The organism is Pseudomonas sp. Irchel 3A18 (assembly GCF_900187465.1).
Classification (GTDB): Bacteria; Pseudomonadota; Gammaproteobacteria; order Pseudomonadales; family Pseudomonadaceae; genus Aquipseudomonas; species Aquipseudomonas cichorii.
Genome location: NZ_FYDI01000007.1, coordinates 44,363 through 69,724, shown reverse-complemented (window position 1 = coordinate 69,724; position 25,362 = coordinate 44,363). Strand labels below are relative to the sequence as shown.

The 25,362-nt window shown below is 57.7% G+C and carries 30 protein-coding genes and 1 tRNA gene; 8 read left to right on the top strand and 23 right to left on the bottom strand.

The window, feature by feature from the left end:
• The first annotated feature begins 475 nt into the window (after positions 1 to 475).
• A complete protein-coding gene (locus CKW23_RS15870) occupies positions 476 to 928 on the top strand; it encodes an antitoxin Xre/MbcA/ParS toxin-binding domain-containing protein (protein WP_095067955.1) in 453 nt (150 codons plus the stop codon).
• On the top strand, positions 928 to 1,407 hold the full coding sequence (locus CKW23_RS15865; protein ID WP_025260314.1) for an RES family NAD+ phosphorylase: 480 nt from the start codon (positions 928 to 930) through the stop codon (positions 1,405 to 1,407). The genes CKW23_RS15870 and CKW23_RS15865 overlap by 1 nt, the downstream gene beginning before the upstream one ends.
• Here CKW23_RS15865 and CKW23_RS15860 read toward each other — a convergent pair.
• Both CKW23_RS15860 and CKW23_RS15855 read right to left on the bottom strand, forming a co-directional pair.
• Positions 1,368 to 2,351 (bottom strand): MDR family oxidoreductase, encoded by a 984-nt coding sequence (locus tag CKW23_RS15860; RefSeq protein WP_095067954.1) that lies wholly within the window; start codon positions 2,349 to 2,351, stop codon positions 1,368 to 1,370. The genes CKW23_RS15865 and CKW23_RS15860 overlap by 40 nt on opposite strands.
• Positions 2,352 to 2,397: 46 nt before the next feature.
• Complete coding sequence (locus CKW23_RS15855) at positions 2,398 to 3,033, bottom strand: TetR/AcrR family transcriptional regulator (protein ID WP_095067953.1); 636 nt, start codon at positions 3,031 to 3,033, stop codon at positions 2,398 to 2,400.
• A 129-nt stretch (positions 3,034 to 3,162) separates the two neighbouring features.
• Here CKW23_RS15855 and CKW23_RS15850 point away from each other — a divergent pair, with 129 nt between their 5' ends.
• The 6 genes from CKW23_RS15850 to CKW23_RS15825 all read left to right on the top strand — a co-directional run bounded on the left by CKW23_RS15850 (position 3,163) and on the right by CKW23_RS15825 (position 8,275).
• Complete coding sequence (locus CKW23_RS15850; RefSeq protein ID WP_095067952.1) at positions 3,163 to 4,239, top strand: nitronate monooxygenase family protein; 1,077 nt, start codon at positions 3,163 to 3,165, stop codon at positions 4,237 to 4,239.
• 109 nt (positions 4,240 to 4,348) lie between these two features.
• Positions 4,349 to 5,116 carry a molybdate ABC transporter substrate-binding protein gene (modA, locus tag CKW23_RS15845; RefSeq protein ID WP_177434652.1) on the top strand — a complete coding sequence of 256 codons (768 nt, stop codon included), beginning with the start codon at positions 4,349 to 4,351 and terminating at the stop codon, positions 5,114 to 5,116.
• Positions 5,117 to 5,797, top strand: coding sequence for a molybdate ABC transporter permease subunit (gene modB, locus CKW23_RS15840; protein WP_095067951.1), 681 nt, complete (start codon positions 5,117 to 5,119; stop codon positions 5,795 to 5,797). It begins immediately after the preceding gene.
• Between the two features lie 3 nt (positions 5,798 to 5,800).
• Positions 5,801 to 6,889, top strand: a complete 1,089-nt coding sequence (modC, locus tag CKW23_RS15835) for a molybdenum ABC transporter ATP-binding protein (protein ID WP_025260320.1) — start codon at positions 5,801 to 5,803, stop codon at positions 6,887 to 6,889.
• 62 nt (positions 6,890 to 6,951) lie between these two features.
• The gene (locus CKW23_RS15830; protein ID WP_095067950.1) at positions 6,952 to 8,007 is read left to right on the top strand and encodes a DNA topoisomerase IB; all 1,056 of its coding nucleotides are present in this window, start codon (positions 6,952 to 6,954) and stop codon (positions 8,005 to 8,007) included.
• 182 nt (positions 8,008 to 8,189) lie between these two features.
• Positions 8,190 to 8,275: transfer RNA gene (locus CKW23_RS15825), tRNA-Leu, on the top strand.
• A gap of 125 nt (positions 8,276 to 8,400) precedes the next feature.
• Here the strand turns inward: CKW23_RS15825 and CKW23_RS15820 are convergent.
• The 21 genes from CKW23_RS15820 to CKW23_RS15715 all read right to left on the bottom strand — a co-directional run bounded on the left by CKW23_RS15820 (position 8,401) and on the right by CKW23_RS15715 (position 25,360).
• Positions 8,401 to 8,916: a DUF2514 domain-containing protein gene (locus CKW23_RS15820; protein ID WP_095067949.1), complete on the bottom strand. Its 516-nt coding sequence runs from the start codon at positions 8,914 to 8,916 to the stop codon at positions 8,401 to 8,403.
• Complete coding sequence (locus tag CKW23_RS15815) at positions 8,916 to 9,461, bottom strand: glycoside hydrolase family 19 protein (RefSeq protein ID WP_095067948.1); 546 nt, start codon at positions 9,459 to 9,461, stop codon at positions 8,916 to 8,918. The genes CKW23_RS15820 and CKW23_RS15815 overlap by 1 nt, the downstream gene beginning before the upstream one ends.
• Positions 9,462 to 9,517: 56 nt before the next feature.
• Complete coding sequence (locus CKW23_RS15810) at positions 9,518 to 9,925, bottom strand: hypothetical protein (protein ID WP_095067947.1); 408 nt, start codon at positions 9,923 to 9,925, stop codon at positions 9,518 to 9,520.
• On the bottom strand, positions 9,922 to 10,386 hold the full coding sequence (locus CKW23_RS15805) for a hypothetical protein (RefSeq protein WP_095067946.1): 465 nt from the start codon (positions 10,384 to 10,386) through the stop codon (positions 9,922 to 9,924). The genes CKW23_RS15810 and CKW23_RS15805 overlap by 4 nt, the downstream gene beginning before the upstream one ends.
• Positions 10,387 to 10,407: 21 nt before the next feature.
• On the bottom strand, positions 10,408 to 11,073 hold the full coding sequence (locus CKW23_RS15800) for a hypothetical protein (protein WP_095067945.1): 666 nt from the start codon (positions 11,071 to 11,073) through the stop codon (positions 10,408 to 10,410).
• Positions 11,074 to 11,426: 353 nt separating this feature from the next.
• Complete coding sequence (locus CKW23_RS15790) at positions 11,427 to 14,372, bottom strand: DUF1983 domain-containing protein (RefSeq protein ID WP_095067943.1); 2,946 nt, start codon at positions 14,370 to 14,372, stop codon at positions 11,427 to 11,429.
• Positions 14,369 to 14,767: a hypothetical protein gene (locus CKW23_RS15785; protein WP_095067942.1), complete on the bottom strand. Its 399-nt coding sequence runs from the start codon at positions 14,765 to 14,767 to the stop codon at positions 14,369 to 14,371. Before CKW23_RS15785 ends, CKW23_RS15790 begins: the two co-directional genes overlap by 4 nt.
• Positions 14,768 to 14,769: 2 nt before the next feature.
• The gene (locus CKW23_RS26695; protein ID WP_177434651.1) at positions 14,770 to 15,372 is read right to left on the bottom strand and encodes a hypothetical protein; all 603 of its coding nucleotides are present in this window, start codon (positions 15,370 to 15,372) and stop codon (positions 14,770 to 14,772) included.
• The gene (locus CKW23_RS15775) at positions 15,372 to 15,956 is read right to left on the bottom strand and encodes a hypothetical protein (RefSeq protein ID WP_095067941.1); all 585 of its coding nucleotides are present in this window, start codon (positions 15,954 to 15,956) and stop codon (positions 15,372 to 15,374) included. The genes CKW23_RS26695 and CKW23_RS15775 overlap by 1 nt, the downstream gene beginning before the upstream one ends.
• A 16-nt stretch (positions 15,957 to 15,972) precedes the next feature.
• A complete protein-coding gene (locus CKW23_RS15770) occupies positions 15,973 to 19,674 on the bottom strand; it encodes a phage tail tape measure protein (RefSeq protein WP_095067940.1) in 3,702 nt (1,233 codons plus the stop codon).
• A gap of 68 nt (positions 19,675 to 19,742) precedes the next feature.
• Complete coding sequence (locus CKW23_RS15765) at positions 19,743 to 20,021, bottom strand: hypothetical protein (RefSeq protein WP_095067939.1); 279 nt, start codon at positions 20,019 to 20,021, stop codon at positions 19,743 to 19,745.
• Positions 20,022 to 20,037: 16 nt separating this feature from the next.
• Complete coding sequence (locus CKW23_RS26265) at positions 20,038 to 20,478, bottom strand: hypothetical protein (protein WP_143498965.1); 441 nt, start codon at positions 20,476 to 20,478, stop codon at positions 20,038 to 20,040.
• A gap of 61 nt (positions 20,479 to 20,539) precedes the next feature.
• Complete coding sequence (locus CKW23_RS26975) at positions 20,540 to 20,791, bottom strand: hypothetical protein (protein ID WP_095067937.1); 252 nt, start codon at positions 20,789 to 20,791, stop codon at positions 20,540 to 20,542.
• A gap of 17 nt (positions 20,792 to 20,808) precedes the next feature.
• Positions 20,809 to 21,282, bottom strand: a complete 474-nt coding sequence (locus CKW23_RS15750; RefSeq protein WP_095067935.1) for a hypothetical protein — start codon at positions 21,280 to 21,282, stop codon at positions 20,809 to 20,811.
• Positions 21,283 to 21,353: 71 nt separating this feature from the next.
• Positions 21,354 to 22,289 (bottom strand): phage tail tube protein, encoded by a 936-nt coding sequence (locus tag CKW23_RS15745; protein WP_095067934.1) that lies wholly within the window; start codon positions 22,287 to 22,289, stop codon positions 21,354 to 21,356.
• Positions 22,290 to 22,353: 64 nt separating this feature from the next.
• On the bottom strand, positions 22,354 to 22,776 hold the full coding sequence (locus CKW23_RS15740) for a phage tail terminator-like protein (protein ID WP_143498963.1): 423 nt from the start codon (positions 22,774 to 22,776) through the stop codon (positions 22,354 to 22,356).
• Positions 22,773 to 23,153, bottom strand: coding sequence for a hypothetical protein (locus tag CKW23_RS15735; protein ID WP_095067933.1), 381 nt, complete (start codon positions 23,151 to 23,153; stop codon positions 22,773 to 22,775). Before CKW23_RS15735 ends, CKW23_RS15740 begins: the two co-directional genes overlap by 4 nt.
• The gene (locus CKW23_RS15730) at positions 23,153 to 23,518 is read right to left on the bottom strand and encodes a hypothetical protein (RefSeq protein ID WP_095067931.1); all 366 of its coding nucleotides are present in this window, start codon (positions 23,516 to 23,518) and stop codon (positions 23,153 to 23,155) included. Before CKW23_RS15730 ends, CKW23_RS15735 begins: the two co-directional genes overlap by 1 nt.
• A 2-nt stretch (positions 23,519 to 23,520) precedes the next feature.
• Entirely contained in the window at positions 23,521 to 23,898 is a 378-nt protein-coding gene (locus CKW23_RS15725) for a hypothetical protein (protein WP_095067930.1), read from the bottom strand.
• Between the two features lie 4 nt (positions 23,899 to 23,902).
• On the bottom strand, positions 23,903 to 24,337 hold the full coding sequence (locus tag CKW23_RS15720) for a HeH/LEM domain-containing protein (protein WP_095068001.1): 435 nt from the start codon (positions 24,335 to 24,337) through the stop codon (positions 23,903 to 23,905).
• 45 nt (positions 24,338 to 24,382) lie between these two features.
• Entirely contained in the window at positions 24,383 to 25,360 is a 978-nt protein-coding gene (locus CKW23_RS15715) for a phage coat protein (RefSeq protein ID WP_095067928.1), read from the bottom strand.
• Positions 25,361 to 25,362 lie beyond the last annotated feature (2 nt).

The following is a 25,362-nucleotide window of genomic DNA, read 5'->3' as shown; positions in this document are numbered from 1 at the left end:
TGCTGGATAAGTCAGACGGGTCGAATCGATTTTTTGGATGGGTATATACATGGCTTCACCCTGCGCTGAAGCACAGGTGTCTCAGTGAAACTTCTTACAGCAATGCAGGCATTTGATTCAAAGTATTTCATTTCAAATGAAAAACATCGTTATGACAGACGTTACAAGGCATTGGCGCGCAAGGGGCGAACAATGATAATCACTATCATTGTTGCTGATAATTGAATACATCCCGGCAGTGTTACTGTGCCCGCGATGACAGAACACGTTGACAGCCTTGCGAAACCGCATCGCAGGGACTGAATACCTGCTCTACTTCATCAGTCCTTTGGTTAGATCTTTTAAGCCATCACACGTGAGTGCGGTGGCTTTTTTTTTGATTTCGGGCAATTGGCAGTAACAACTTTAGACTTGATGAATGGCCTGTTTGCGATAGTTTTTCGATCGTTTTCTCACGGCAAAAACAGGCACTCCGATGTTCACCCCCGCAGTTTCTCCTCGCAGCACCGAATCCGGTGCCGAATTCTGGTTACTTGCCAATCAGGTCAGTAAACGTACCGAAAGCGAACGCCTGAGCAATATCCATTCAGGCTTTGCACCCGGCTGGATACGCTCGGTTCGCGAGGCGTTCAGGCTCAGTAATGAACACCTTGAAGAATTGCTCAATGCCTCGACTTCCACCCTGGAGCGGCGTCAACGCCAGCAACAGCCTCTGGACCGGATAGCCTCGGAGCGCCTTGACCGGATCGCCATGATTGCCACCCAGGCCATGGAAATATTCGAGACCCCTGAACGCGCCAGCCAGTGGATGCTGACCGCCAATGCGGCATTGGGTGATCAGCATCCTCTGCGCTTGTGTGAGACGGAGATCGGTGCCCAGCAAGTACGCCGCGCCCTCGCTGCTATCGCCTATGGCGGTGTTGTCTGATGCACGCCTGGAGAATCACCACGGCACCGTGCGCCACAGACCTGAGTGGCCAGGGTGCTGCGCTGTTTGGCGGGCGCTGGAATCACACGGAGCACAAAGCCCTGTATTTCGGCATGACAGCAGCAATCTGCGCGCTGGAAGCGGTTATCCATTGCACCGAAGTACCACGCATCGCACTGAAACTCGTACGCGTGAAGCTGCCGGATGAGCCGCAGCTTTACTGCGAACCCGACCTGCAAGAACTTGGCGAGGCATGGGCCAGCAATCCTGCCGATATCCAGAGTATGGATTTCGGTACGGCCTGGCTCAGGTGTGGTCAGCAGCTAGGGCTGATCGTACCGTCCTCGGCCCTGCCTCAGGCCCGCAACATCATGCTCAATCCGCTGCATCCGGCAGCGCAGCGGATCGAGGTTATGGAGGTCACTGACTTCGCGCTGAATCAGCGTTTGATATCCACCACCACTCTTCCCCTCACCTGACCGGCAATCAGTTGTGGCGCTATGTCGATGACTTCGCTCAATCCGATTTCACGGCTGATCAGCGGTAACAGCGAAACATCCAGATCAGTGGCCAGCCGCCCCCAGGCTTCCAGGCGGTCGGCGCGAGGACGATTGACGCTGTCGATCCCGGCCAGGGTTACACCGCGCAGGATGAACGGTGCGACCGATCCCGGAAACTCCATGCCCTGCGCCAGACCGCAGGCTGCAACTATGCCGCGATAGCGAATGCCGGCGCAGACATTGGCCAGCGTGTGGCTGCCGACCGAATCGATGGCTGCCGCCCACTGCTCTTTGGCCAACGGGCGACCGGGCTCGGACAAGGTCGCCCGATCAATGATCTGCGCCGCGCCCAGTTGCTGCAGGTACTCACTCTCCTCAGGACGCCCGGTGGAAGCCACGACCCGATAACCGAGCCTGGCCAGAATGGCCACCGCAAAGCTGCCCACGCCACCGTTGGCACCGGTCACCAGCACATCACCACTGTCGGGCGTCAGACCATGTTTCTGCAAAGCGATAACCGCAAGCATTGCGGTATATCCCGCCGTACCGATAGCCATGGCCTGGGCTGGCGTGAACGCCTCGGGCAGAGGAATCAACCACTGGCTCTTGAGTCGTGCCCTGGCAGCCAGACCACCCCAATGCGACTCGCCTACGCCCCAGCCATTGAGCAGGACCTGATCGCCCACCTTGAATTCCGGCGACTCGCTGCTTTCGACCGTTCCCGCCAGATCGATCCCCGGCACCATGGGAAAACTGCGCACTACTGGGCTGGCACCGGTGATAGCCAGGGCATCTTTGTAGTTAAGGGTGCTGCTGGATACCTGCACCGTCACATCGCCCGGCGGCAGCGAAGCTTCATCGATATCTGCCAGACTGGCGCGGTATCCCTGCTCGTCCTTGTTGATCAAAATGCCTTTGAACATATGCACCTCCAATTTAGACCGATCGTCTTTAAATAGACCCGAGCAATCATTGCGGCAAGCCGCGAAGAAAGCCCGCAATAAAGGTATTCAAGGGTTTATCGCTTTTAACCAGCCGCGCACGCAGCACCGCGCCTTCCCAGCCGATCCAGAAAAAAGCCGCCAGCTCATTGCAGTCCGCATCCCTGGCCAGCTCACCAGCCTGCTGGGCTGCTTTCAGACAATGGGTGAGTCTGGCCTGCCAGCCCTGAAGAATATCTTCAAGTTCAACGCGAAAAGATTCAGGTAAGACACTGATTTCCTGGCCAAAATTACCCACCATGCAACCGCGTCGATAATCATGGCGCGCCATGCCGTGCTTGGCGCTCTGCACGAACCCTACCAGCCGCTCCAGCGGCGAAAGCGATTCATCCAGCAGCCAGCGATCCAGGCGACGGGCGAAGTAACCGGCGTAGCTCTCCAGCACTGCGCGGCCAAAGGCTTCCTTGCTGGCAAAATAGTGATAGAAGGAGCCTTTGGGTACGCCCACTTCCTTGAGGATGTAATCGATGCCCGTGGCCATATAGCCCTGCTCGGTCAGGACCTCAAGGCCTCGGCGAATCAGGGCTTCGCGGGTTTCCAGATTTTCACGGTCCACCTTGGGCGGACGACCGGGGCGTCTGGGCTTATCGGATAATGTCGTCATGGCGGCAATATTAGACCGACCGTCTCAAAAGTCAAATCCATGTGAGCCAACATCCGCCTGAAGGGTTGCCAAAGACGATGGCTGCGCGCTCAATAGCAGTTTTACTGCCTTCGATATGGAGCCTCTGGCATGAGTTCATGGCCTGACAACCGCATCCTTGATCTGCTATCCATCACCCTGCCCATCCTGCAGGCCCCCATGGCCGGAGCCACTGGATCGGCAATGGCGATTGCCGTCGGAAATGCAGGCGGACTGGCCTCACTCCCCTGCGCCATGCTGAGCCCTGAGCAAATACGCGAAGAAGTTGCGTTGATTCGCCAATACAGCCAGGCACCGCTGAACCTGAACTTCTTCTGCCATACGCCGCCTGCTGCCGATCCTGAGCGGGACGCACGCTGGAAAGAAGCGCTACAGCCTTACTATCAAGAACTGGGTGCCGATTACGCTGCACCCACACCGGTTTCAAGCCGGGCACCTTTCGATGCCGATAGCTGCGCATTGGTCGAAGCCCTGAAACCTGAAGTGGTGAGCTTCCATTTCGGCCTTCCTGAACGCGCCTTGCTGGACAGAGTCCGGGCGACCGGCGCCAGGCTCCTCTCCTCGGCCACCACCGTTGAAGAAGCTGTCTGGCTTGAGAAAAACGGCTGCGACGCGATTATTGCCATGGGCTATGAAGCAGGCGGCCATCGCGGCATGTTCCTCAGCGACCAACTCCATACCCAGGTCGGCACTTTTGCCCTGGTCCCGCAAATTGCCAACGCCGTCAGCGTGCCAGTCATTGCCGCAGGCGGCATTGCAGAAGGCCGAAGTGTCGCAGCGGCCTTCATCCTTGGCGCATCGGCGGTGCAAGTGGGCACGGCTTATCTGTTCTGCCCCGAAGCCAAGGTCAGCAAGCCGCATCATCAGGCCCTGCGCAGCGCTACGGACAGCCAGACGGCATTGACCAACATCTTCACTGGTCGCCCGGCACGGGGCATCGTCAACCGGATCATGAGAGAAATCGGCCCCATGAGCCCTCTTGCGCCCGCCTTCCCCCTGTCTGGCGGTGCGTTGATCCCCCTTCGTGCCAAAGCCGAGCCACAGGGTAACGGCGACTTCATGAACCTGTGGGCAGGCCAGGCCGTGGGCATCAAGCATGAGCTGTCCGCAGCCGAACTGACCCGTCAACTGGCTGATAATGCGCTGAAAATACTCTCCGGGAAGTGAAACAGCGCTTCCATGGGAATGCGTCATCGCTATATATTTAAATATATAGCGTATGACTCCCTGTGGCTGTCGCGCTAATTATCCCCTCAAAATATCCCGGAGCCGTTTCATGCGAGCGTTCCTGTCACGCATCACCCTCAGATCACTGGCTGCAGCCATCGCGGCTCTGGGCATGACCTCCGCCCTTGCCGATGAGGTCCAGGTCGCCGTGGCTGCCAACTTCACGGCGCCGATCCAGGCCATCGCCAAGGACTTCGAGAAAGACACCGGACATAAGCTTGTCGCCGCCTTTGGCTCGACCGGCCAGTTTTACACCCAAATCAAGAACGGAGCGCCTTTTGAAGTGTTCCTGTCCGCCGACGACACCACCCCGGCCAAGCTTGAACAGGAAGGCGATACCGTCAAAGGCTCGCGCTTCACCTATGCTGTCGGCACCCTGGCGCTGTGGTCGGCCAAAGAGGGTTATGTCGACAGCAAGGGCGACGTGCTCAAGGCCGGTCAATATCAGCATCTGTCCATCGCCAACCCCAAGACCGCACCTTACGGCCTGGCAGCCACTCAAGTGCTGGGCAAACTGGGGCTGATCGATGCAACGAAGACCAAGATCGTCGAAGGCCAGAACATCACCCAGGCCTATCAGTTCGTGTCCACCGGCAATGCCGAACTGGGTTTTGTCGCCCTGTCGCAGATCTACAAGGATGGAAAACTTGCCAGCGGCTCGGCCTGGATCATCCCCGCCGAACTGCATGATCCTATCAAGCAGGACGCGGTGATCCTCAACAAAGGCAAGGACAACCCGGCCGCCAAGGCGCTGGTCGAATACCTCAAAGGCCCGCAGGCGGCCAGTGTCATCAAATCCTTCGGGTATCAACTGTAAATGCCGCTGGGGAGTGCCGATATCGCGGCGATCTGGTTGACGCTGAAACTGGCGTCGCTGACAACCGTCATCCTGCTGGTGATCGGCACGCCCATCGCCCTGTGGCTGGCCAGGACCAACTCCTGGCTCAAAGGCCCGGTGGGCGCAGTGGTGGCATTGCCGCTGGTGCTGCCACCGACCGTCATCGGCTTTTACCTGCTGATCCTGCTGGGACCTAACGGTATTGTCGGCCAGCTCACCCAGAGCCTTGGGCTGGGTACCCTGACGTTCAGCTTCACCGGACTGGTGATCGGCTCGGTACTGTACTCGATGCCCTTTGTCGTGCAGCCTTTGCAAAATGCTTTCGCGGCCATCGGCACGCGCCCACTGGAGGTGGCTGCCACACTGCGAGCAGGCCCGTGGGACACCTTTTTCCATGTGATTCTGCCGCTGGCCAAGCCGGGCTTCATCACCGGTGCCATCCTGGGCTTTGCCCATACCGTGGGCGAGTTCGGTGTGGTACTGATGATTGGTGGCAATATCCCCGAGAAGACCCGTGTGGTGTCGGTGCAGATATTCGATCACGTCGAGTCGATGGAGTACCTGCAAGCTCACTGGCTGGCGGGTGCCATGCTGGTTTTTTCATTTCTGGTTCTTTTGGCGCTCTACTCAAGCGGCAAGTCCAAAGCAGGTTGGAGTTGACTCATGGCATCGCCCATCGCCGCTCGCCTGCAGATGGCTTTTCCCACCTTCAAGGTGGATGTTGACCTGAACTTGCCGGGCACAGGCGTGACGGCACTGTTTGGCCCGTCCGGCTCAGGCAAGACTACCTGCCTGCGCTGCATCGCCGGCCTGGAAAAAGCGCAACAGGGGTTTATCCAGGTCAATGGCGAGGTCTGGCAGGACTCGGCCAACGGCATATTCCTCGCACCGCACAAGCGCTCGATCGGCTATGTCTTTCAGGAAGCCAGCCTGTTCCCGCACCTGTCGGTACGCGGCAACCTGGAGTTCGGCCTGAGCCGCATCCCCAAGAACCAGCGCAGCATCCAGATGCAGCACGCTACGGTCTTGCTGGGCATCGACCACCTGCTTGATCGCCAGCCAGACAAGCTCTCCGGCGGCGAACGCCAACGAGTCGGCATTGCCCGCGCCCTGCTCACCAGCCCGCGCCTGATGCTGCTCGACGAGCCGCTGGCCGCGCTGGACAGCAAGCGAAAAAGCGAAATCCTGCCGTATCTGGAGCGCCTGCATAGCGAGCTGGAAATTCCCATGCTCTACGTCAGCCACTCCCAGGATGAAGTGGCACGTCTGGCGGATCATCTGGTACTGCTTGAGGAAGGCAGCGTTCTGGCCTGTGGCCCCATAAAGGAAACCCTCGCCAGACTCGATCTACCGCTGGCCATAGGCGACGATGCTGGCGTGGTGATCGAAGGCGCAGTGAGCGCCTACGACAGTCATTACCAGTTGCTGACCATCACCCTGCCCAACAGCGACCTGCGCCTGACCGTTGCTCACACCGAACTGGCAAAGGGCAAGACATTGCGGGTCAAGGTGCAGGCACGCGATGTCAGCCTCAACCTGCAGGCCGATGACCAAAGCAGCATTCTCAACCGGTTACCCGTGACCGTGATCAGCGAAGTCGCCGCCGACAATACGGCACATGTGCTGGTGCGGCTCGATGCTGGCGGCACACCTTTGCTGGCGCGTATCACCCGCTATTCCTACGACAACATGAGACTTTACCCCGGACAGCAACTCTGGGCGCAGATCAAGGCCGTCGCGGTACTGGCATGAAATAATTGGCACCCGCTCGAGCAGGCGTGGTCAGTGTTGTTAACCGACCTGGAAACATGACCATGCCCTCTCCGACCGCCAGTTCATCAGCAGTGCCTGGACTTCATTACGTCGACGATTCTCAGCCAGGGTTCACCCGCAAGATCCTGCGAGGCAAGTTCGCCTACTTCGATACCGATGGTCAGCGCATTCGCGACGAGGCAGAAATACAGCGCATCAACGCACTGGTCATTCCCCCCGCCTACACCGACGTCTGGATCTGCGCCGACCCGGCCGGACATCTGCAAGCCACTGGCCGCGACGCCCGAGGCCGCAAACAATATCGCTACCATCCGCAATGGCGGGAAATCCGGGATCAGGACAAATACTCGCGCCTGATCGAATTCGGCCATGCACTGCCCAAGGTCCGCAAACAGATCGAAGCACAACTGGCACAACCCGGCATCGGTCGCGAAAAAGTCATGGCAACGGTCATTTCCCTGCTGGACGCCACCTTGATCCGCATCGGCAACAGTCGCTACGCCAAGGAAAACCGCTCGTACGGCCTGACCACCCTGCGCAACAAACACGTAGAAGTGCACGGCACGCAAATCGTCTTCGAGTTTCGGGGTAAAAGCGGCATAGAACATCGCGTCAGTGTGCGGGATAGACGACTGGCCAATGTGATCAAGCGCTGCATGGAATTACCGGGGCAAAACCTCTTTCAGTATCTGGACGATAACGGCGAACGCCACACCGTCACCTCTTCGGATATCAATGCCTACCTGCAAGACCTGACCGGAGCCGACTTCACCGCCAAGGACTATCGCACCTGGGCCGCCAGCGCGCTGGCCCTGGCAACCCTGCGCAAACTGCATTGGGAGCCGGAAGCCGATGCCAAGAAACACATCGTCGAGATGGTCAAGAGCGTCTCCCGACAACTGGGCAATACCCCCGCCATCTGCCGCAAATGCTACATCCACCCCGCCGTGCTGGAGGGTTTCCTGCTGGGCGACCTGGCGAAACTGCCCCGCAGCCGACAACGCAAAGGCCTGCACCTGGAAGAGGTCGCCCTGGCCCATTACCTACACAGCCTGGCGCAAAGCATGGAAGACGTCGCGACCACGAAGAAATCGTGAGGTGAGTATCTGACAGAGATACGAACCGGGAACCTCCTGCTTCATCGCAAGCAGGTTTCGTAGCCCCATGATTTACAGAGACTTTTCATTTCACGGAAAAAGTAACATCTTGTGCCATCTGAAGGACTTGCACGCTTGCTTCATGGGGACGGGATGTATATATTCCCTGCCTTGGCGCTACCGCCCCGATGGCGAAATTGGTAGACGCAAGGGACTTAAAATCCCTCGTCCTCTGGACGTGCCGGTTCGACCCCGGCTCGGGGCACCATTTAAATCAATGGTTTGCGAGCTTTTCCCCTTGAGGCGCAAGAACAAGCGCTTCGCAACAAAGCATACCGCTTCGCAACGATTCGACTTCACACCCATCATCCGGCGTCCTGCCGACGAACACAATCACCCCCTCTTTATAAGCAGTGAACGATACGCCGCCTCGCACGCCTGCCCCGCTATTCGGGCGGAGTCAGCATATTTAGCCAGCTCTCTCGCTCTCGCGTCAGCCCGGCCGAGCAGGTCGGAGAGCACCATGGCGGCACGGGCGGCATTCTTGCCTCTATCGGCAATTCCGGAATCGCCGGGCACGCAACTGGCAGCGGCTGCCAGCTTTCCTGCTTCGACGCGCAACCGGTCGCCAGCAGCATCAGCGCCAGCGGCATCAGCCAGCGCAGCGGCCTGTTCTTGTCTCGCATCGTTCGCCACCTGGTTGGCCGCGCTCTGGCGGCGTTGTTCTTCGGTTCGGTTTTTGGTTTGTGCCAAGGCCTGGGCCTTATGGTCTTCGGCATTGCGATCATTCCAGCGGGCCTGCCACTCGGAATTCTCGACTGATCGGCCATGGCTGTACGCCAGCCATAGACCTGCCGCCAGCACAGCAATAACAGCAGCTATCGCCCACGGCCTCCCGGTGCCAGGCATCACGACAGCACCTTCAATGCGCGATCGTAAAACTCCTGCCGCTCGGCAAGACCATGGGTGCCGCCATTGATACGTCGGGTGATCAACAGGAAATCCCCCCTGTCAGCCAAAGCATTCAGCCTTGCCCGATCCCAGAACCAGGCTGCGGACATTGCGGCATGCCCCGGTTGCTCGAGCAACTCAGGACGCTTGAGCAGATCCAGCCCCAGCGCCTCACCACAGGCGACATAGTTCGCCCGGCCCGTCACCTGAATCAGCCCCCGGCCACGGTAAAGCTGACCGTCGCCATCGGCTTCCGGGGTGTTGCCGAGGTTCGCAGCGAGGCGACCGGTATCGTATTTGCTCAGGTATGCGTCATTGCCCAGCTCACGCACGTAGCGCAACTGGCCGGACTCATGGCCGATCTGGGCGATGAACGCTGCAATGCGCAGTTGAGTGATTATCTGGTACCGGCCCATGGCCGCATTGAGCGCAGGAACAAAAACGCCGGCTTTAGAACCGGCGTTGGGTAGGATTTGCAGCAGTTGCTGCTGGGTGATCGGCATTTGTCTTTCTCCAGACGAAAAAAAGCCTGCTCGATGGCAGGCTTGGCTGTATTCGGTTACTCGACGGGGCGCACCGGTCGATTTGCTTGATGCGGAAAGCCCTGAAAGCCCTCTTTCCAAGCTCGGACTTTTCCACGGTAGGCGAGCCACTGCGTCCGAGTGCCGGGCAGAATGTCGTCTGGAGGAACGCCTGCCTCTTCCTCCTCAAGGGCTTCAAGCTGACGCACGATCACAAAGATCTCAGACTCGCGCCATGCATTTTCGATTTGAGTCAGCCAGTAGATGCTTTCGCCCCATGCCGCGCCGTCCCATATCTGATCGAAATACTCCGGAGGAAACGCGACTTCATATTCACTAAGCGCTACACCGTCCGTCCCTCCAATATATTTCCCTGCTGCATCGATGTAATAGCGAATTGGAGGCCCATATACAGTCTCCAGCGTGACTTCTGATTCTTCTTTCATGCACACAGCTCCACTGTGAATTTTCCACTCGAAAGAGGTAGGGCGCCCAAGGTGCCATTCGGGGTTATCCTTGCAAACAAAACACCGGCATTGCACATAAGCAAAGTTGATGAATTTGCAGTCACGTTGTAGAACTGCAAGCCATATTCTGTCGTCCCGATAACTGCGGCGCCGGCAGAAATTTCTATAACTGAATTCACGGAGTAGCCGCCCTGTCCGCTATCGAACCGGAAAGTCACCCTGGCAACCTTATGCTGCAACCCCATGCCATGGTTGAGCTGGATAGATGCGCCTCCACCGATTGACATTTCCGCGCTAGTCCATCGCTTTGTAATTGGCGCTGCCGCCATGAATGCGTAAATCTCATCAAAGTTTGATTGAGCTTTAGTGAATGCGCTTCGTGGAGTGTCGCCGCCAACACCGGTTGGCGCGGTTCCAAGATTGATACTTTGCTTTGCCATGAAAGCCCCACAAGATAGTAGTTATACGACGAGCTTTGCGAACACAACAGGCCTGTGCCCCTGATCAAGCCATGCTGTAAATCCGCTCGACCACATGCACGTCTGATTGTTTGTATAGTCAATCGAAACTGCGCACGTGGAGCCCGATCCGTTGTCTTGTATTCCGAGAGAGAACACGTTGATCATGAAATATTCGTCGGCTGCCAAGCCTCGGCCGGCAACCCACTTGTAGCGCCTACCTATATCGACCTGCACCTGACCGGCGTACGACCAGCCAGGAAGCACATTCGTGACCGCAACCGCATAGGCCCCGCTGTCATAGATGATTTTTGAAGCAGGGTCCCAGAGCCTCATTCCGTATAGCGCGGTACCTCTTGATGCAAAGGTGGCTACGAACCAAGTTCCAGTCGGCTGGTATGCAATGTTCATTGCGGTGATCTGAAAGCCCGTCCATGCTCCAGACGACCCCAAAAGAATCATTGTTCGATAAAGCTCATTGCCGTTATTCACCGATGGCCTTATAAAAACCATTGGCGGCTCAGCGGTAGTTATAGGGATGGAGAACATCACTGTGACTGTGTAATTGCTTCCGCCATATGAGCCCTTTTCAATCATGCACAGCCTGGGCGATTCTGAGTCTATCTGTACGTAACTGCTTTCGTTAGTTGCTCTGAATCCGAATGTCATTTATGCATACCTGATTGCCATCGCCCGAACAACTACACGAGAAGGCAGCGTTGCGCTGCTTGCGCTTGGGTTTCGACTGAGAACTTCAACCTGATTCGCAGCAGTGCGGACGAAGGGATAACACTTCATATTCCCCTCGCCCTCACTTGTTGGAATATCCTGAGATCTCGTTGGCAAAAGAAAAAGTGAGCACTTAGCCGGATCAAACCCAGGAATCGACAACGTATAGTTAACAAGATTTGTGGGTGTGGCTGCGCTGAAATCAAGCAGCCACTGCCCCATAATCTGATAAGTAAATGTTGTGGTATCCATTACAAGTGACGAGTTTTCATTCCAGACCCGCGCACCGAAAGTCATTCGCTTAAATCTCCAAGCTGAACCCGCTTCACGTTATTGCTGTCGTAAACCCTGACTGATCTGCTTGTGATAACCAGCCGCCCGCCACCCGCAACAACCCCGTTAATTTCAAGCGTGCCGTCCTTATTCAGAATCCAGCCCGACTGACCAGCTATATAGTTCGTAGAACTGATGTAGCTGCCGATCTTCGCGTTCGTGATCGTGCCGTCAGCAATGAAGGTCGGACCCAGGAACAGCTGGCCGTTTTGAGCAACAAACGGCGTTGAAATGGCGCCGCCCGCAAGAGTGTTCACGATCGCAAACCGGTCAGCGCTCACAAGGAACTGGCTTTGCAGGCCTGCTGCCGTGTTCTCGATGCCGAGGCCAATGCCAGCCGCAACGTAGCGCCCGTCGGCAGTGAGCTGCATTTTCACAGCCCACATAGTCGAGGCTTTGCCATCCAGAGCAACCACAGCCTGGCTTACGGTCTGAACAGTCGCTGCCGTGTCATTGACCGAGACTTGAACAGTATCGATGCGCTTTGCGGTCGCCACGCCGTCCTCGATGCGTGCTGACTGCTCAGACCAGACACCTACATAAACCTGGTCGGAGCCTGCAAATCCTGCCGTGTCGCCAGCCAAGGCAGGGTTCACTTGCAAGAACACGCCATCTAACTTCGTCGCCTGGGCTGCAAGCTGCTGACCCTGGGTTTCGATCTTCAGCGTGTTCTGACTGACTTGGCCAGCCAGAGCGCCTGCCTCGACAAGTACCTCCCCGATATCTTTCCAGTAAGTCGCATTCGGCGGCGCATTGCTCCCGTCAGCCGCTGCCGGAACCGCAACTATCGACTGGTAGAGCCTGTCGCCCTGATACACAACAGCACCCTTCGCATAAGCGTCTGATGGCTCGTACATGATCGGGTTCGACAGATCGTCGATCTGCTCCTGCAATCCGTCGATCTTGTCGACAAGCTCTTGGCCCAGCTCCGTCTCACCGATCTGTCCTGCCAGAGCAGCAAGGTATGCAGACACATCATTCGATGTTGATGTGGGCACATACAGAAAGGCGCTCTTACCGTAGGCATTCGACGAGCGAATGAAGTAGTAATAGTTGGTGTAGAAAGCCAGATCGTTGTGAGTGAACGACAGACCCTGGCCAAGGTACTGGGCCGTGCCTGATGTCGCATTCGGATTGGTGCTGAAAAAGTACTCGTAGGTGCCGCCGTTAAGCCCGTAGTTCGGGTTCTGGGGGGCCAGCACGATGCTGTTGATCGAGGACTGAACAACGCAGGATTCCGGGATTGGCGGCCCCTGAATGCTCACCGATATCGTTGCCTCTCCAGATCTTGCCATTGGGCCCAAGGCGGCCACACTCATCGTGTATGTGCCTGAAGCCAATCCGTTGATGGCAAGCGTATTGGCCGTCGCTGGCACCGAGCGTGACTGAGCGACTCCAGCGCCCTGGCGCACAGTAACCACATAAGAACTGACAATACCCTGTGGCGGCACCCAGGAAAGCACGCCCTGCACAACCTCTGCGTCATCGCCTGCGGCCCACGAAAGGCCGGTTGGCGTCCCGAGCCCGCCGCTGGGCAGATTAATGAAGCCAATTGGGTTGTATGGCTGACCCACAGCATCATCGAATATCTCAGCGCTGTACTGCTTCACTTGCACAGTGCAGCCTTCGTTTTCGCCCATAGACCAGTCGGATACGATGAACTCACCGAGGATACTCAGGGATGGCAGGTTGACCCGCACCACCCGGCCAGGCCGACAGTTGTAGCCCGCGAAATTCATCGGAATGCTGATCGCACCACCAGCCCTGCGTCGACGCAACTCGATGTTTGCGAGACGCTGCGGCTGGTACGCATCTGTGACGTACGAGAAGGTCAGGGTCTCTGCCGCCTCTCCGCCATCCTCAAGCACCCACTCAGGAATCGAAACCTCGGGATAATCAGTCTCTGTCCACGACTGCTCAGGGTCAATGAAGGTGCCGCGCACAGTGTTGATGGCCGAATCATTGGTTGGCTCGGTGCTGCCCGTGATCGTGCCGATGACCATGTCTTCGGTGATCTCGAAATCGTACGGCCCGTAATATGCCCCGGCCTGGAACATCCAGCGACCGCCGACACGGATCAGTTTTCCCGCGCAGGCCGCCTCGAACTTCTGCAGAACGCCAGGCCGTTGTTCGTCCGCGCCGACAACGCATGAGGTGCGGTAGCGCGGGCTTACAGAGCCATCGGCATTGGTAATCGCCTCGTCGCACACGTTGGCAGCACTGGCGAACGTCTCAAAGACGATCTCATCATCCGGCACGTTGCAGCGGTTGCGCAGGAACCAGAGGATGTGCAGCGCCGTATTCTCGGTGAAGACATTGCTGCCGGTGCGCGGGTCGTAAATGTCGTTACGGCCGCGAACCACGAAGCGGGTATCAGGAATGCCGGATGGAAATTTCTCGGCACTGTACTTCAGAGTGACCCGGACGAACGAAAGGCCGCGACCGATCTGGCTGTCTTTCCAGTCCGGGCAGTTGGCTTTGAGGAATGCATTCACCTCGGTTGGGTTGACGATCAGTTCATAGCTCGCGAACTCGCCGTAAGAGCTGATTTCTTCCTCGCCAAGATAGATGGCCTCAATGCCATCGACTGCGCCCTCGCACAGCACGTAGACCAGGTGCAGCAGCTCGCCCTCAGTAGCGGTGCCTGACTGTTCCTGAGCCCAGACCAGCACGCCACCAGTGGAAACCTTGCCCAGAATGAAGCGGACCGGGGCCTTTGAGGATCTGACCGTCTGCGCTGATGGCTCGTTGTCGCGCAAGGGCGACTTGGTGTTGAGCTTCTCCTGCTGTTCCGCCGCATAGAAAGCAAGGCCTGCGCCAATTGCTGCGCCTACCGGGCCACCCTGAACGAATCCGATTACGGCTCCAACCACGACCTGAGCAAGCTTCTTAACGCCACTGCTCATTCAACCCTCCAGGCGGCCAGCGGCTCGCACACAACGCGAGCAACACCGTCATCGGTTGTCGCCCAGTAATCACCCGCCCAGAAGACAGCCATGCTTCTCCCGCCCGGCGCGTCATACATCACGACGTCGCCGCGCTGAATAAACCCCAGCGGGATACGCGCAAAACAGGCATCCCATGCCGCCTCGAGGCTGCCGTGTCGCTTCTTCAGCGCACGCTTGGCCCCTACTTCGGTCGTGTAGCTGCCTCTGTACTGCTCAGCCGGATCGACGCCGCACACAGCTTTCGAGCAGTCGGCGGCGAACAGGCAGCAGTCAAATTCGCCCCACAAAAAAGGCCGCCCCTGGGCAGCCTTGATCACTTCGTTCAGACGAGTAGTCCAATCTCGATGGCGCATATCTAACTTCCGTAGTTGAAGGTCGGCGCGTCCTTTGCCGACCCCCAATAAATGGGCCACTCAGACATTTGCGCGATTGCGTAGAAAAACCGGTCACCCTGGTGCCGGGCGCGGTGATTCTCGTCGGTGAAGCGCTCGGTACCGGTGCGGCTCCACTCGGCCATCCGGTCAACCACAGGCACGGTGATGCTGTTGCCGTCCTGGCCATTGCCTGCGAACGAGAATTTCGCAGCATCCATCCGCCCGGAAAACAGAATGTCGGAGGCGTAGTTACCGGCCTCGTCGAACACAACGAACAGGACCTTGGCCATCCGCCCGCGACAGCCTTTGATGTTTGTTTCAGAGAGGATGTAAGCGTCCAGGCCGCTCAGCGTCAGGTCCACAGACATGGGCGACCCCGAGTTGTCGCTCTCTTGCGACTGGCTGACCTGACCAAAATTGCCCACGCCCTCGTAGGTGATGCCGTCGACGACCAGCTCGCCGGTTCCGGTATGGGCGAACACCATCCCGTCCGGGAAGTCGAGCTGCACCGCGTACACGGTCATGAATCGGCCGGTGGCGATGATATCAACCACACCTTGGCTGAAGGGGAATGCTGAGGGCATCAGAAAGCCTCCCTGAACTGGTAGCTGCCGCTGGCGACAACTGGTCGGAGCGTCATGGACCATGTATCAGAGGTCATGCGCATTTCCGAATAAGGATTGAGGTATTCAACCGCTGCTCCGGGCGTAAGCGTCTTGCGAATACGCTTGTTCAACGGAACCGTGGCCTGCCCCTGGGCATTCGATGAAACAGGATCGGTGACCTCGAACATCTCGCCCGAGATGGTGATGTAGTCGCCTGTACTGAACACCGGGGAACTGGCAGGCGCACCAGCAATGATCATGCTGCGAGCCTGAGCAAAGCCGCTCACAACGCTGAGCGCCCCGATGCTGGTTTTCCGGCTTCTGGTGAAAGCTGGAAGATTGAACGTCCCAAACATGCCGTCCAGCTTGCCGAGAAATGACGAAAGCTCGCGCTCTTGTTCCCTCGTCAGCAAGCCGAACGTCAGCGTGCATTGCCAGTACGCCCCAGGGTGCCCGACGATCTGCTGGGCGTTCGAGAGTGTCGACGTGAACGCCCTGCCGTTGTTTACGATGCCCCATGTCATTTCTGACGGGCGCAGCGAAGCAGGCCACGTGAAAGCCATGCGGTACTCCTTTTGCTTAACGCCTGGCAATCAGCTGGCGGATTGGGCCGTTTTGTTTGAGGTCACGCATAACCATCTCGTAGCCGCCTTTTGCACCCTGATAAGCAGCGTCACGAACGAGACTGATAGTTGCCTCATCAGGCGTACCCTGGAACTGGAAATTCTGCTGAATGGACGGGCCGTTACTTCCGGTAGTGATGACCTGTTGCGAGCCACCAGATGCAGCAGTGGTAGCCGCCTTGCCAACGTAACCGCCATCGGCATAGCCCTTGGTGTTGGCGTTCATGCGCTCCAGGAATTCTCGTGCGCCGGGCTGACTGACAACTTCCTTCTTGACGACGAACTCGCCGCCGTGGACAACGCCCTTCGGCTCGAACTTGCCCCCGTCGCCGGTATATCCGCCTCCAGAAAATCCAGACTGCGAGATTGTCTGACTTGAACCTGTCATGGTGCCCTGGCCAAGCGCCGCACTACCGCCACTCAGGAAGCTGAATGCGGTCCCCAAGAAACCTGCAGCGGCCTGCCGAATCTGAATCCTCAAAAAATCAGAAACTACACCGTCGGCAAAATCCTTGAACGAGGCTTTCCCTGTTTTTACGAACTTAAGTACGCCATCCTCCATGCTGCTGAAACCGTTCAAAAACAGCTGCTTAGTCTGCCCGGCCACGTCGCGCGACTGCTCGAGGTAGGTCTCAAGCGCCGAACTGGCACCCAGCGTCCAATCGGACTGGGTTTTGTCGACGTCCGAGTAATACTTCTGCTGCATTGCCAGGCGGCTTTGCAGCGCGGCATTCAGTGCGTTCGTTTCCTTACTGTACAGGTCCTGACTGATCTTCCCCTCGTTGCGTTGCTGCAACAGGTTGTCCAGCTGGGACTGGTACTGCTCCTGGATGCTGAACTGCTCCTGCAGCCGGGCTTTTGCTTGGTCACCCAGGCCCAGACCTGCCAAGTTGTTGCTGAGGCCGGTCTGATCTTTTGCCAGCTGGCTGGCCAAGTTGGTCTGGAAGGCCGCAAGTTTCTGCGTTTCCTCGTAAGCGGTTTTGCGAAGCTCAGTCTCCTTTTCGAGCGCGGCGTTCTGCTTCTGCTGTGCAATGTTCAGTTCGGCCATGGCCAGAACCTGCTTCTGCGCAGTCGTGAGCGTTTTCTTTTCCTTGAGCTGGGCGATCTCCGCTTCCAGTTCGACCAGTTTCTTTTGCTCGGCGCCGATGGACTTGATCGTTCCATCCTGGTTGATCAATTCCTTGCTTTGCTGCTGCAGGACCGCGTAACGCTGGCGCGCATCGTCGAGCATCTTGGTGCCGGCATCTTCCTGATATGCCTTCTCCTTGCCGGCGTTTTTGTTTGGCTTGGTGCCCTCTGTGACCTGTTGCAACTGCCTGTCAGCGAGTTGCGCCGGGGTAAGCCGGGTAGGCACAAGCGGTGAAGCACCATTGGTCAAAAGGTCGTAACCGGTGCGCTTTTTCTGCATGCCAAGATCGATTTGCGGACCGCCCTGCAACTTCAATGCTGCGTTGATGACCCGCTGCATCTGCTCGATCTGCTTATTGGCGCTTGTCTCGGCGGCCTTGGCAGCCTCTTCGTGGCTCTTCTTGACCGCTGCGGTTGCGTCCTCTGCTGCCTGCTGCTGGGTGTACAGGGCGATCAACTGCGATCTGAGCGCAGTTTGCTGAGCCTTATCGGCCTCCTTTACCGCGTCCTCGTACTTCTTGAGCAGGTCGGTTTGGCTGGCAACGATATCGGCCTGAGCGGCCTGCTCCTTCGTCAGCCCCATTTTCCCAGCCCGGTACGCAGCCTCGGCTTTTTCGTTGGCTCCGACCAGGTCGCGCGCCTCGGTAAGCTTGGCGATGTACTTCTGCCATTCTGCTAGCTGTGCGCGAGTCTGTGTTCCAGTGCTGGCCTGGTCTGCCGCAAGCATGGCCGAGCTTTGTGCGGTTTTCGCCTGCTCACCACTGACCTGGCCCAGCACTGTAGCCAGCTCCTTGTTGCGATCAACGTTGCGCTGGTACTCGGCAGACGTTCCGGCCAAAGCTTTCTCGGCGGCGCTGCTGAGATTTACGGAATCTTTAAGCCATTGGTTGACGCTGTCCAGATCCCGCTTACCGTCGCGAACTTCCTGAATCAACCGATTAAACTCACCGGTCAGATTACCAACACCGGTTCCAGAAAATGCCCCCTGAAGAGCGCCGTTCTTCACGCGATCTACATAAGACTTTAGAGCCTCGTCTGCTGAAGCCAGCGCCGCAGTCTGCTGATCAACCCACTCAAGACGCTTGACGCGCTGCTGGGCGCTGTTGAGCGCCTCGTACTTCTTTGTTATGTCACTGACTGACAATCCCTGCTGATCAAGAGCCTTGCTCGCTTCGTCAGTGTTGTCGCGCATGAGAAACATGCTTGCTGCAACAGCACCAACTGCCAAAGCTATACCTGCGGGGCCTCCCAGAAACGCCAACAGACCACGCTGAGCAGTTGCCAGACCGAGCGCTGCAACCCGTGCTCGCTCATCAGAGGCAGCCTGAAGCAACCTTGCCTCAGCGTACCGACCAGCTGCAACGGTCTGCAAAATCGTCCCCCGGTACAAAACCATATCGGCTTGAGCGGCAGCGGCTGCTGTCCTGGCCTTAATTACATCAGCGTTTGCTGAATTGAGCGTGGCTGTGGCTTGAGTGATGGCTGCCGCCCTGGTGGATGTATACGCGTACAGCACTGTGCCGAGCTTGTTTGCCAGTAATACTGCCCCGGCGGCACCAATTCCAGACATCGCAGCGCCTACAGCGTTGACGGTCGTTTCGAGCGATCCAGAGGTTGCAGACAGCGCGTCCATAGACTTAGATAGGGCTACAAGGTTTGCAGATATCGCAAGGCTTGCCCCGCTTGCTTGGTCAAGATTGCCGACCAATTGGGTGAACGAGTTCCCGACGGCGGTTAGACTGTTGCCGATGGTCACATTTGTTTTGCTGAACAGCTCATCTACGGCCACCCTTTGAGCCTGAAGCGCCTTTACAACCGCGTCAGCTGTCAGCAGTCCTGCCGCACCAAGCGTGCGAAGTTCGCCTACAGTCTTTCCCATGCCGGCAGCAATGGCCTGAGACAAGGCGGGAGCCTGCTCCATCACGCTGTTTAGCTCTTCGCCTCGCAACGTTCCGGACGCAAAAGCTTGGCCCAGCTGCACAAGTGCTGCGCTGGCAGATGCAGCAGATGCGCCCGAAATGGCCAGCGTCTTGCTGATCGTGCCCACGACGCCGGCAACTCCCTCGCCGGTCAGCTTCAGCTCTTTCTGATTGGTCGCGATCCGCTGGTAAAGCTCTGCTGTAGCATTCAAAGGCTGATATGAGCTTTGGGAAATTGCGAATACCGCTTTCTGGGCTGTCGCCAACTGATCAGCACCATCCGTTACCAGTTTCATGCGGTTGGTCAGCGTGCTGTAAGCCTCCGCAGCGTCGTAAAATGCTTTGACGCTAAATGCGGCGGCAAGCGGGCCTGCCAAGCCAGCAGCGGCTGATGCGAGCGACTTAACCTGCCTTTCCAAACCTTGCACTTGCGAGGCAGCTGACCTTGAGTTCTGGCCTGCGCCATTCACGGCGTTGCTTGCACCACTCAACACTGGGCCTGATCGAAGACCAGCTTCATTCAGCGCTTCCAGCGCGCGACGGACAGAGTTGATCTGCGCCTCGGCGCTACGGCCGTCAACCTCAAGCGCGAGACGTGAAGTCAGGGCCATGCGTTTCTCCAGGCGAAAAAAAGCCCGCTCAGTAGCGGGCTTCGTTTGATGATGGGCTACTAATTCATTTAAGGCCCGGTTTGCTCAGCAGCTTGCGCTCGAGCCTTTTCTTTTTCTGCGTAAATCCGATTGCTTTCCGCTATCTGAGCTTCAAGCCGAGACTTTGATCGGAAGCGCTTAAAAGCCGCGATTATTGCGGACGAAAAAACGGCAGCGATTAGCAGGGCCGCGACGACAGCAATCCAAATCCCGTAAAGAGCTATGCCAGTGATAATGACCCCGAAAAGCCAAGGAGCGAGTATCAACGCGATGAGGATAAGGACCAACAAAATTGCCAGTTGCATCATGCCGCCTCGTAAATATTCATTTAGTAAACTTGAATGGCTCGGGGGACGTTAGCATCGGCTCAGCCCTGTCCCACATGCCGCGGTAGCCACGGATCTGGTAGGAATATCCGGGCTTCAAGTCCAACAGTAACCCGCGAAGCTCCCCGCCCGCGCAGGCGAAGTTATTTTTAATGCTTAATTGCGTCAGCCCGGGCTTCGAATAAAGCTTGACCGATTGTCCGCTACCAGTTTCAGCAGCCAAGCGCTCGTTAATAAACACCTGCATACCAGCACCCAAGCAGCTTGTAACACTGGAGTCCTGAGTAAAAACTATCCTGGCATCATCAGGGCTTGTCGGCCTTGAAAACGCATAAATGTTTTCAGAGGGCACCGGCTTAGCCTGATCTGGCGAAACCCTTGTAGTCTCGCAGCCAGACAAAATCGCACCGACAACGCATAAAGCCAATATTCTTTTCACGCAAGTCACTCCCTGTTGATGGCAGCAATCTACCATCATCGGGCGCAACGGCGAACGACCGTTAATCCTCTTCTTCCTCGTCGTCCTGATCCATAAACAGACGATCCAGCTCGAAGATCACGTCGTCGACTTCCTCTCGCGGGATTGGAGACGGTCGCGCGTCGAGCCAGTCCGATATCTCTCTGGCCGAAAGCGGCATTGGGAATACGCCGCCCATGCCTGAAATGTAACGCCGCCCCCGGCAAACACCCCTGAACGTATTCAGTAGGTATGCCGTGATCGGATCTTGGGGCGGCTCATCCGGAACGGGAATGCCGAACCGTTGAAAGATCAGCCTGCGCTTTTCGGCTTCCGGCCCTGCCCACTCGCTTTCCCACTGGAAGCGGGCAACGGCTTTTCCAGCGTTTCGACCTGCTCGACTTTCTTCGAGTCGGCCAGTTCTCCGGACTTTTTGAGCACGAACAGAAAGAACTCGATATCGCTTTCAAGCATCTGCGCGCCGATTGCTGGCTTGTAGGCAAGCTCATTGCCTTCTTCGTCCTGCGCACCTTGCCAGTCCTTCAGCAAGAACGAGGCGATTGCCAAGCAGTGATTGACGTATTCGGTCTTCTCGCCTGCGATCACGCCGATATCACCCTCCTGGAACTGGGCGTCGTTGCGAGCCAGGCGGCGGCGCATGCGCTCCATTGCGATCTGGTATTCGGTGTTGTCCAGAGAGACCAGCAGTACCTTGGTGTCTGCGTCGAAATCGAACCATTTCGCAGCGGTATCGACCACTTCTTTGTTCTTCAGCTTGAGAGCCATGATGCAACCTCAACGCCACGCCATAAAAGGACCGCCCCGGCAGGCGTTATCACCGGAGCGGTCAAAAGGGTTTACGCGTCTGGATCTGGTGCGGGAGTGCGCGTGATGGTGGGTGCGATCTTCGCCACGGTGTAGTTCAGGGTCGCCTGAACGATTTCTCGCTTGCCACCGTTGGGAAGCTCGCCGTCGAACTCAAGCGCAGGAAAAGCGAATTGGTATTTGTTGCCCAGGCTGTCGGTGATCGGGAAGACCACAGAAAAAGGCTTGCGCGTCACCTGCTCTTTCCAGATGCGCCATGCCGCCTTGGACCAAGCCAGGGCTATCGTGCCTGTGATCGCTGCTTCGGTGGCAATCAAGGCACCAGGTCCGAGCTTGCCGCTACCCAGGCATCGCTGAACCTGAATCGTGTTGTCCAGGGTGACGGTCATGGCCGAAACGCACGCCTGACCCACCAGCGACACGCCATCGAGCAAGATGTCGCCAATGGCGAGGCTGGACATGAAAGGCGTAACGGTCGGCGCTGCGGCACCGGTTACAAAAGTGGCTTCGGAATCCGCGTAGTCCAGCGCCTGAGCGCCGATGGTAAGAACCACCTTGCCTTGCTCTGGAATGTCGATGGAGCCAGTAGCCGCATGCACTCCCTTGAAGAGGCCGTATACCCCGATATCGTTGAAACCCTTCTGCACGCTGAACGTGTGGCGGGTGTCGCCGATAGTCAGGACATTGTTGGTCCAGTTACCGTAGAACAGTGCTTCCAACCACTCGTCGAACGAGGCGAAAGACATTTCTCCTACGAGGTCGCCGGCGATGTTCAGCCCGGTCACGACCGAGCCTTGGCTGATGCGACTATCAGTGATCTCGTCAGACACTTCCGTGTCAGGAGTCGGCGACAAGGTGTTGCTCGTCAGTCGCATGGTCTTCCAGGCACCAGCAGCAGGAGCTACAGGTGTTACGCCGGGCTCCGTCTCCTTGATGTAGTGCGTTACGATTTTTGCGCCGGAACTCATGTGAGTCTCCTTTCTGCGGGCATAAAAAAACCCGCTCAAGGCGGGCCGGATGGGTGCTTCAGGTTCAACCGGCGCGGAACCGGATATTCACGTTGATCTGATAAAAGCCTTCGTACTCGCCTGCGTCGACCTGGCTGGCCTCGATGCACTCAAGGTCGCCTTCAGTCCAGTAGGCAAAGTGCGCTTCCAGTGCGTCGGCCAGTTCATTCAGGCCGCGCATGCCGGTGCGCAGACGGGCAAAGCACTGCACGACGATGATGCCGGGCTTACGGGTGTAGGGCTTGTCGGCCATGCCGGCCATGAAGGCCGTGGCGTGCTGGATGCTCAGGCGACACCAGAGCCCCTCTGCGGGAGGCTTGAACACCCCTGATCCGTCCTGATTTTCCGCAGGAACAGGTGCGTTCGGGTAAAAAATGCGCTCCTGCTCGATGCCGGTGAACGCCGCCATGCGCGCCGTGATGGCTCTTCGGATTTGCTCATAGGTCATGATGCATACGCCGCTGCAACACCCGCGAAGGCCACTCCGAAAACGCCAGACGGGGCTTGCTTGGAATGTCCGTTTTCCAGCTTCTCGGCATACGGAAGATTGTTTTGGATGTAGATGATCGAGTAAGGCTTCAGCCCCGATAAAACGGAAGCACCCTTGCTTATCGTGGCAGCGCCGGTCGGGTCCAGGGTCTGATTGTTCGAGAACACAGGGGAGCCAATCGTTACCGTGGTGTTGCCTCGAAATCGGCCGGTATCGACCGGCGACCGAGAAACGATTTCGCCCAGCAACGCCATGGCGATGATCCGAAGCTGCTTGGTCATATCGCTCTCAACCTGAGCTATGAAGACTGTCGGGGGAATGCTCCATCCGGCCATCAGACTTCCCTCAGTTGAATTTGGTAAGTGGCTCCAGCCGGATCAATGCCGACCTTGAGAACATTCATTCCGTTGATCTTGTGCCCAACCTGGGGTAGGCCGCCGAGCACTTCGTTCGTCAGCGCGATCAGGAGCTTGTCGGAAGCCTTGATGCTCTCACCGTCGATCAAGTCGATTTTGTAGCCGGTGAATACGCCGCGTCCGGTGTAGGCGATTACCTCGCCGGGCGTCGATTCCTCGGTAACCGGATCCAGGCTCCCAGGCAGCGTTATGCCGCCCGAGAACGCCTCTACGGCATCGGCCAGACCATCAGGATCGCTGAACGCCTCGGCCAGTTCGGCCTGTATCTCGTCGCGCATGCCCATGATCAGATCCTCTTGAGCATCATGACGCCAGGCCGCTTGATCCATGGAGCCAACAGGGCCAGGGCGAAATTCTCGCCTTGAGTCATTTCGGTGGAGCCGGCCACATAGGTCTTGCTTACGGAAGTGCCTGAGGTGGCCGAAACGGTCTTGCTCTGCACCTCGCGCTCCGTGGCCTTATACAGCTTGCCCTCAGCCGCAACCTTGGCGACTTGAGCGCCGGCCTTCTTGATCTCATCCGGGGTGGGATCTGGAACGGCTCGTTTGATCTTGTCCGTCAGCCAGGCATTGGCCATGTCCACGGAAAGGACCGCATCACCGCTGCCCTGCCAGCCAGGCCCAAGGATGGCGTCGACGTCGGTCACGGCGATGAAGTCGGTCATGCGCTTATTCCTTGGGGATCAGGGCTTGCAGGTCTTCTTTCCTGGCGGAGGCGTCGAAGTCGATACCTTTGGCGGCCAGCCAATCCTTCAGCTCAGGAACCTTCATTTTCATAGGGTCGGTTTCCGGTGCTTCCTGCTCGAGCTTCAGAGCTTGCTCGACCTCGTCGGCGGCACTCCGAGAGGCGTAGCCCTGTGGCGGATAGTTGCTTGCCTTGTAACCGGCAGCAACGTATTCAGCCACGGTCGGACCATCCATGCGCAAACCTTCCTCGATCTCGCTCACGGCGATGCCTTGGCGCTGGTACGCCTCGCCGATGTGAGGAGCATCGCCCTGCACGGCCACCGAGGTGGCACCATCGATGACGCCAAAAAACTGGTCCAGTCGGCGATAGCAGGTTCCGCGCTCACTGCCCGGCGTGTTGGTGTAAATGACTTTCATGCTGATCTCCTGTGCAGGGCGCCAGCCGACGCCCCGCATCATGGGTCAAGGGGTGGCGGTGCCGCTGATAACGGCGGCGAACGGAACCTGTTTGCGGTCGAAGACGCGCTCCCAGTTGGCGGCACTTGCGTACTCCACCGCAGTCGGACTGAGGTTCAGGTTGTTGCTGCCCTTCCAGCTGAAGCCGGCCGGCTGCAGAATGAAGGTCTTGCGCTCCCACAGGACCTCGGCACCACCACCGTTACCTCCTTCAGGCTTGCGCTGCAGCTCTACCGGAGTGTGCGGGGAGCCTTCGCCATAGCCGAATGCGCCTTGACCGAAGAATACGGACAGGTACTGGCCTGGCGCATAGATCAGGCTGTCATCCATGAAAACCGGCTTGCCCATATAGGTAGCAAGGATGATCTTGCCCTCGGAGTCGCGCAGGTACTCGATCATGTCCTGCTTTACCATCTGGTTCATCACGATGGAGTGAACGCCGATGGCACCGAACATGTCGGCAGCATCACCAGCAGTGAACGCAGCATCCTGGAAGGCGTTAGCGCTGATTGTCGCGCCAGCGTCCTTGACCATATCGCCGCCGTTGTTGGCGATATTGGAAGCGATCACGCCGCGAGCCGAGCCCAGCAAGTAACGCTGCCACTGGCGGGTCCAGTAGGTGCCGAAGCGGTTGCGAATATGCTGCTGAGGCTCGGAGTTCGCCAGTTCAGCAGTGAGGTCAGCTACGCCGTAACCCTTGTTGAGGTACAGGGTGCGGGCACGCATGCTGCCCTGCTCTGCCTTGCCAACTTCACCCAGGTCATCGGGATTGTCGTTGGAGATATTCGGCGCTTCGTCGGCATCCAGATCCTGCCAGTAGCTGATCTCGGACGTGCCCTGGCCGTTATTGGCGATGTTGTCCAGGGTGGGCGAGCGAGTGACGATGCCGGACTCGAAGACCGCAGTCTTCTCAGGCGAATTTACGGGTGCGAGAGTGCCGTAGTAATCGCGAACGAAAACGTCGGACAGTTGGGTGCTTGCCATGG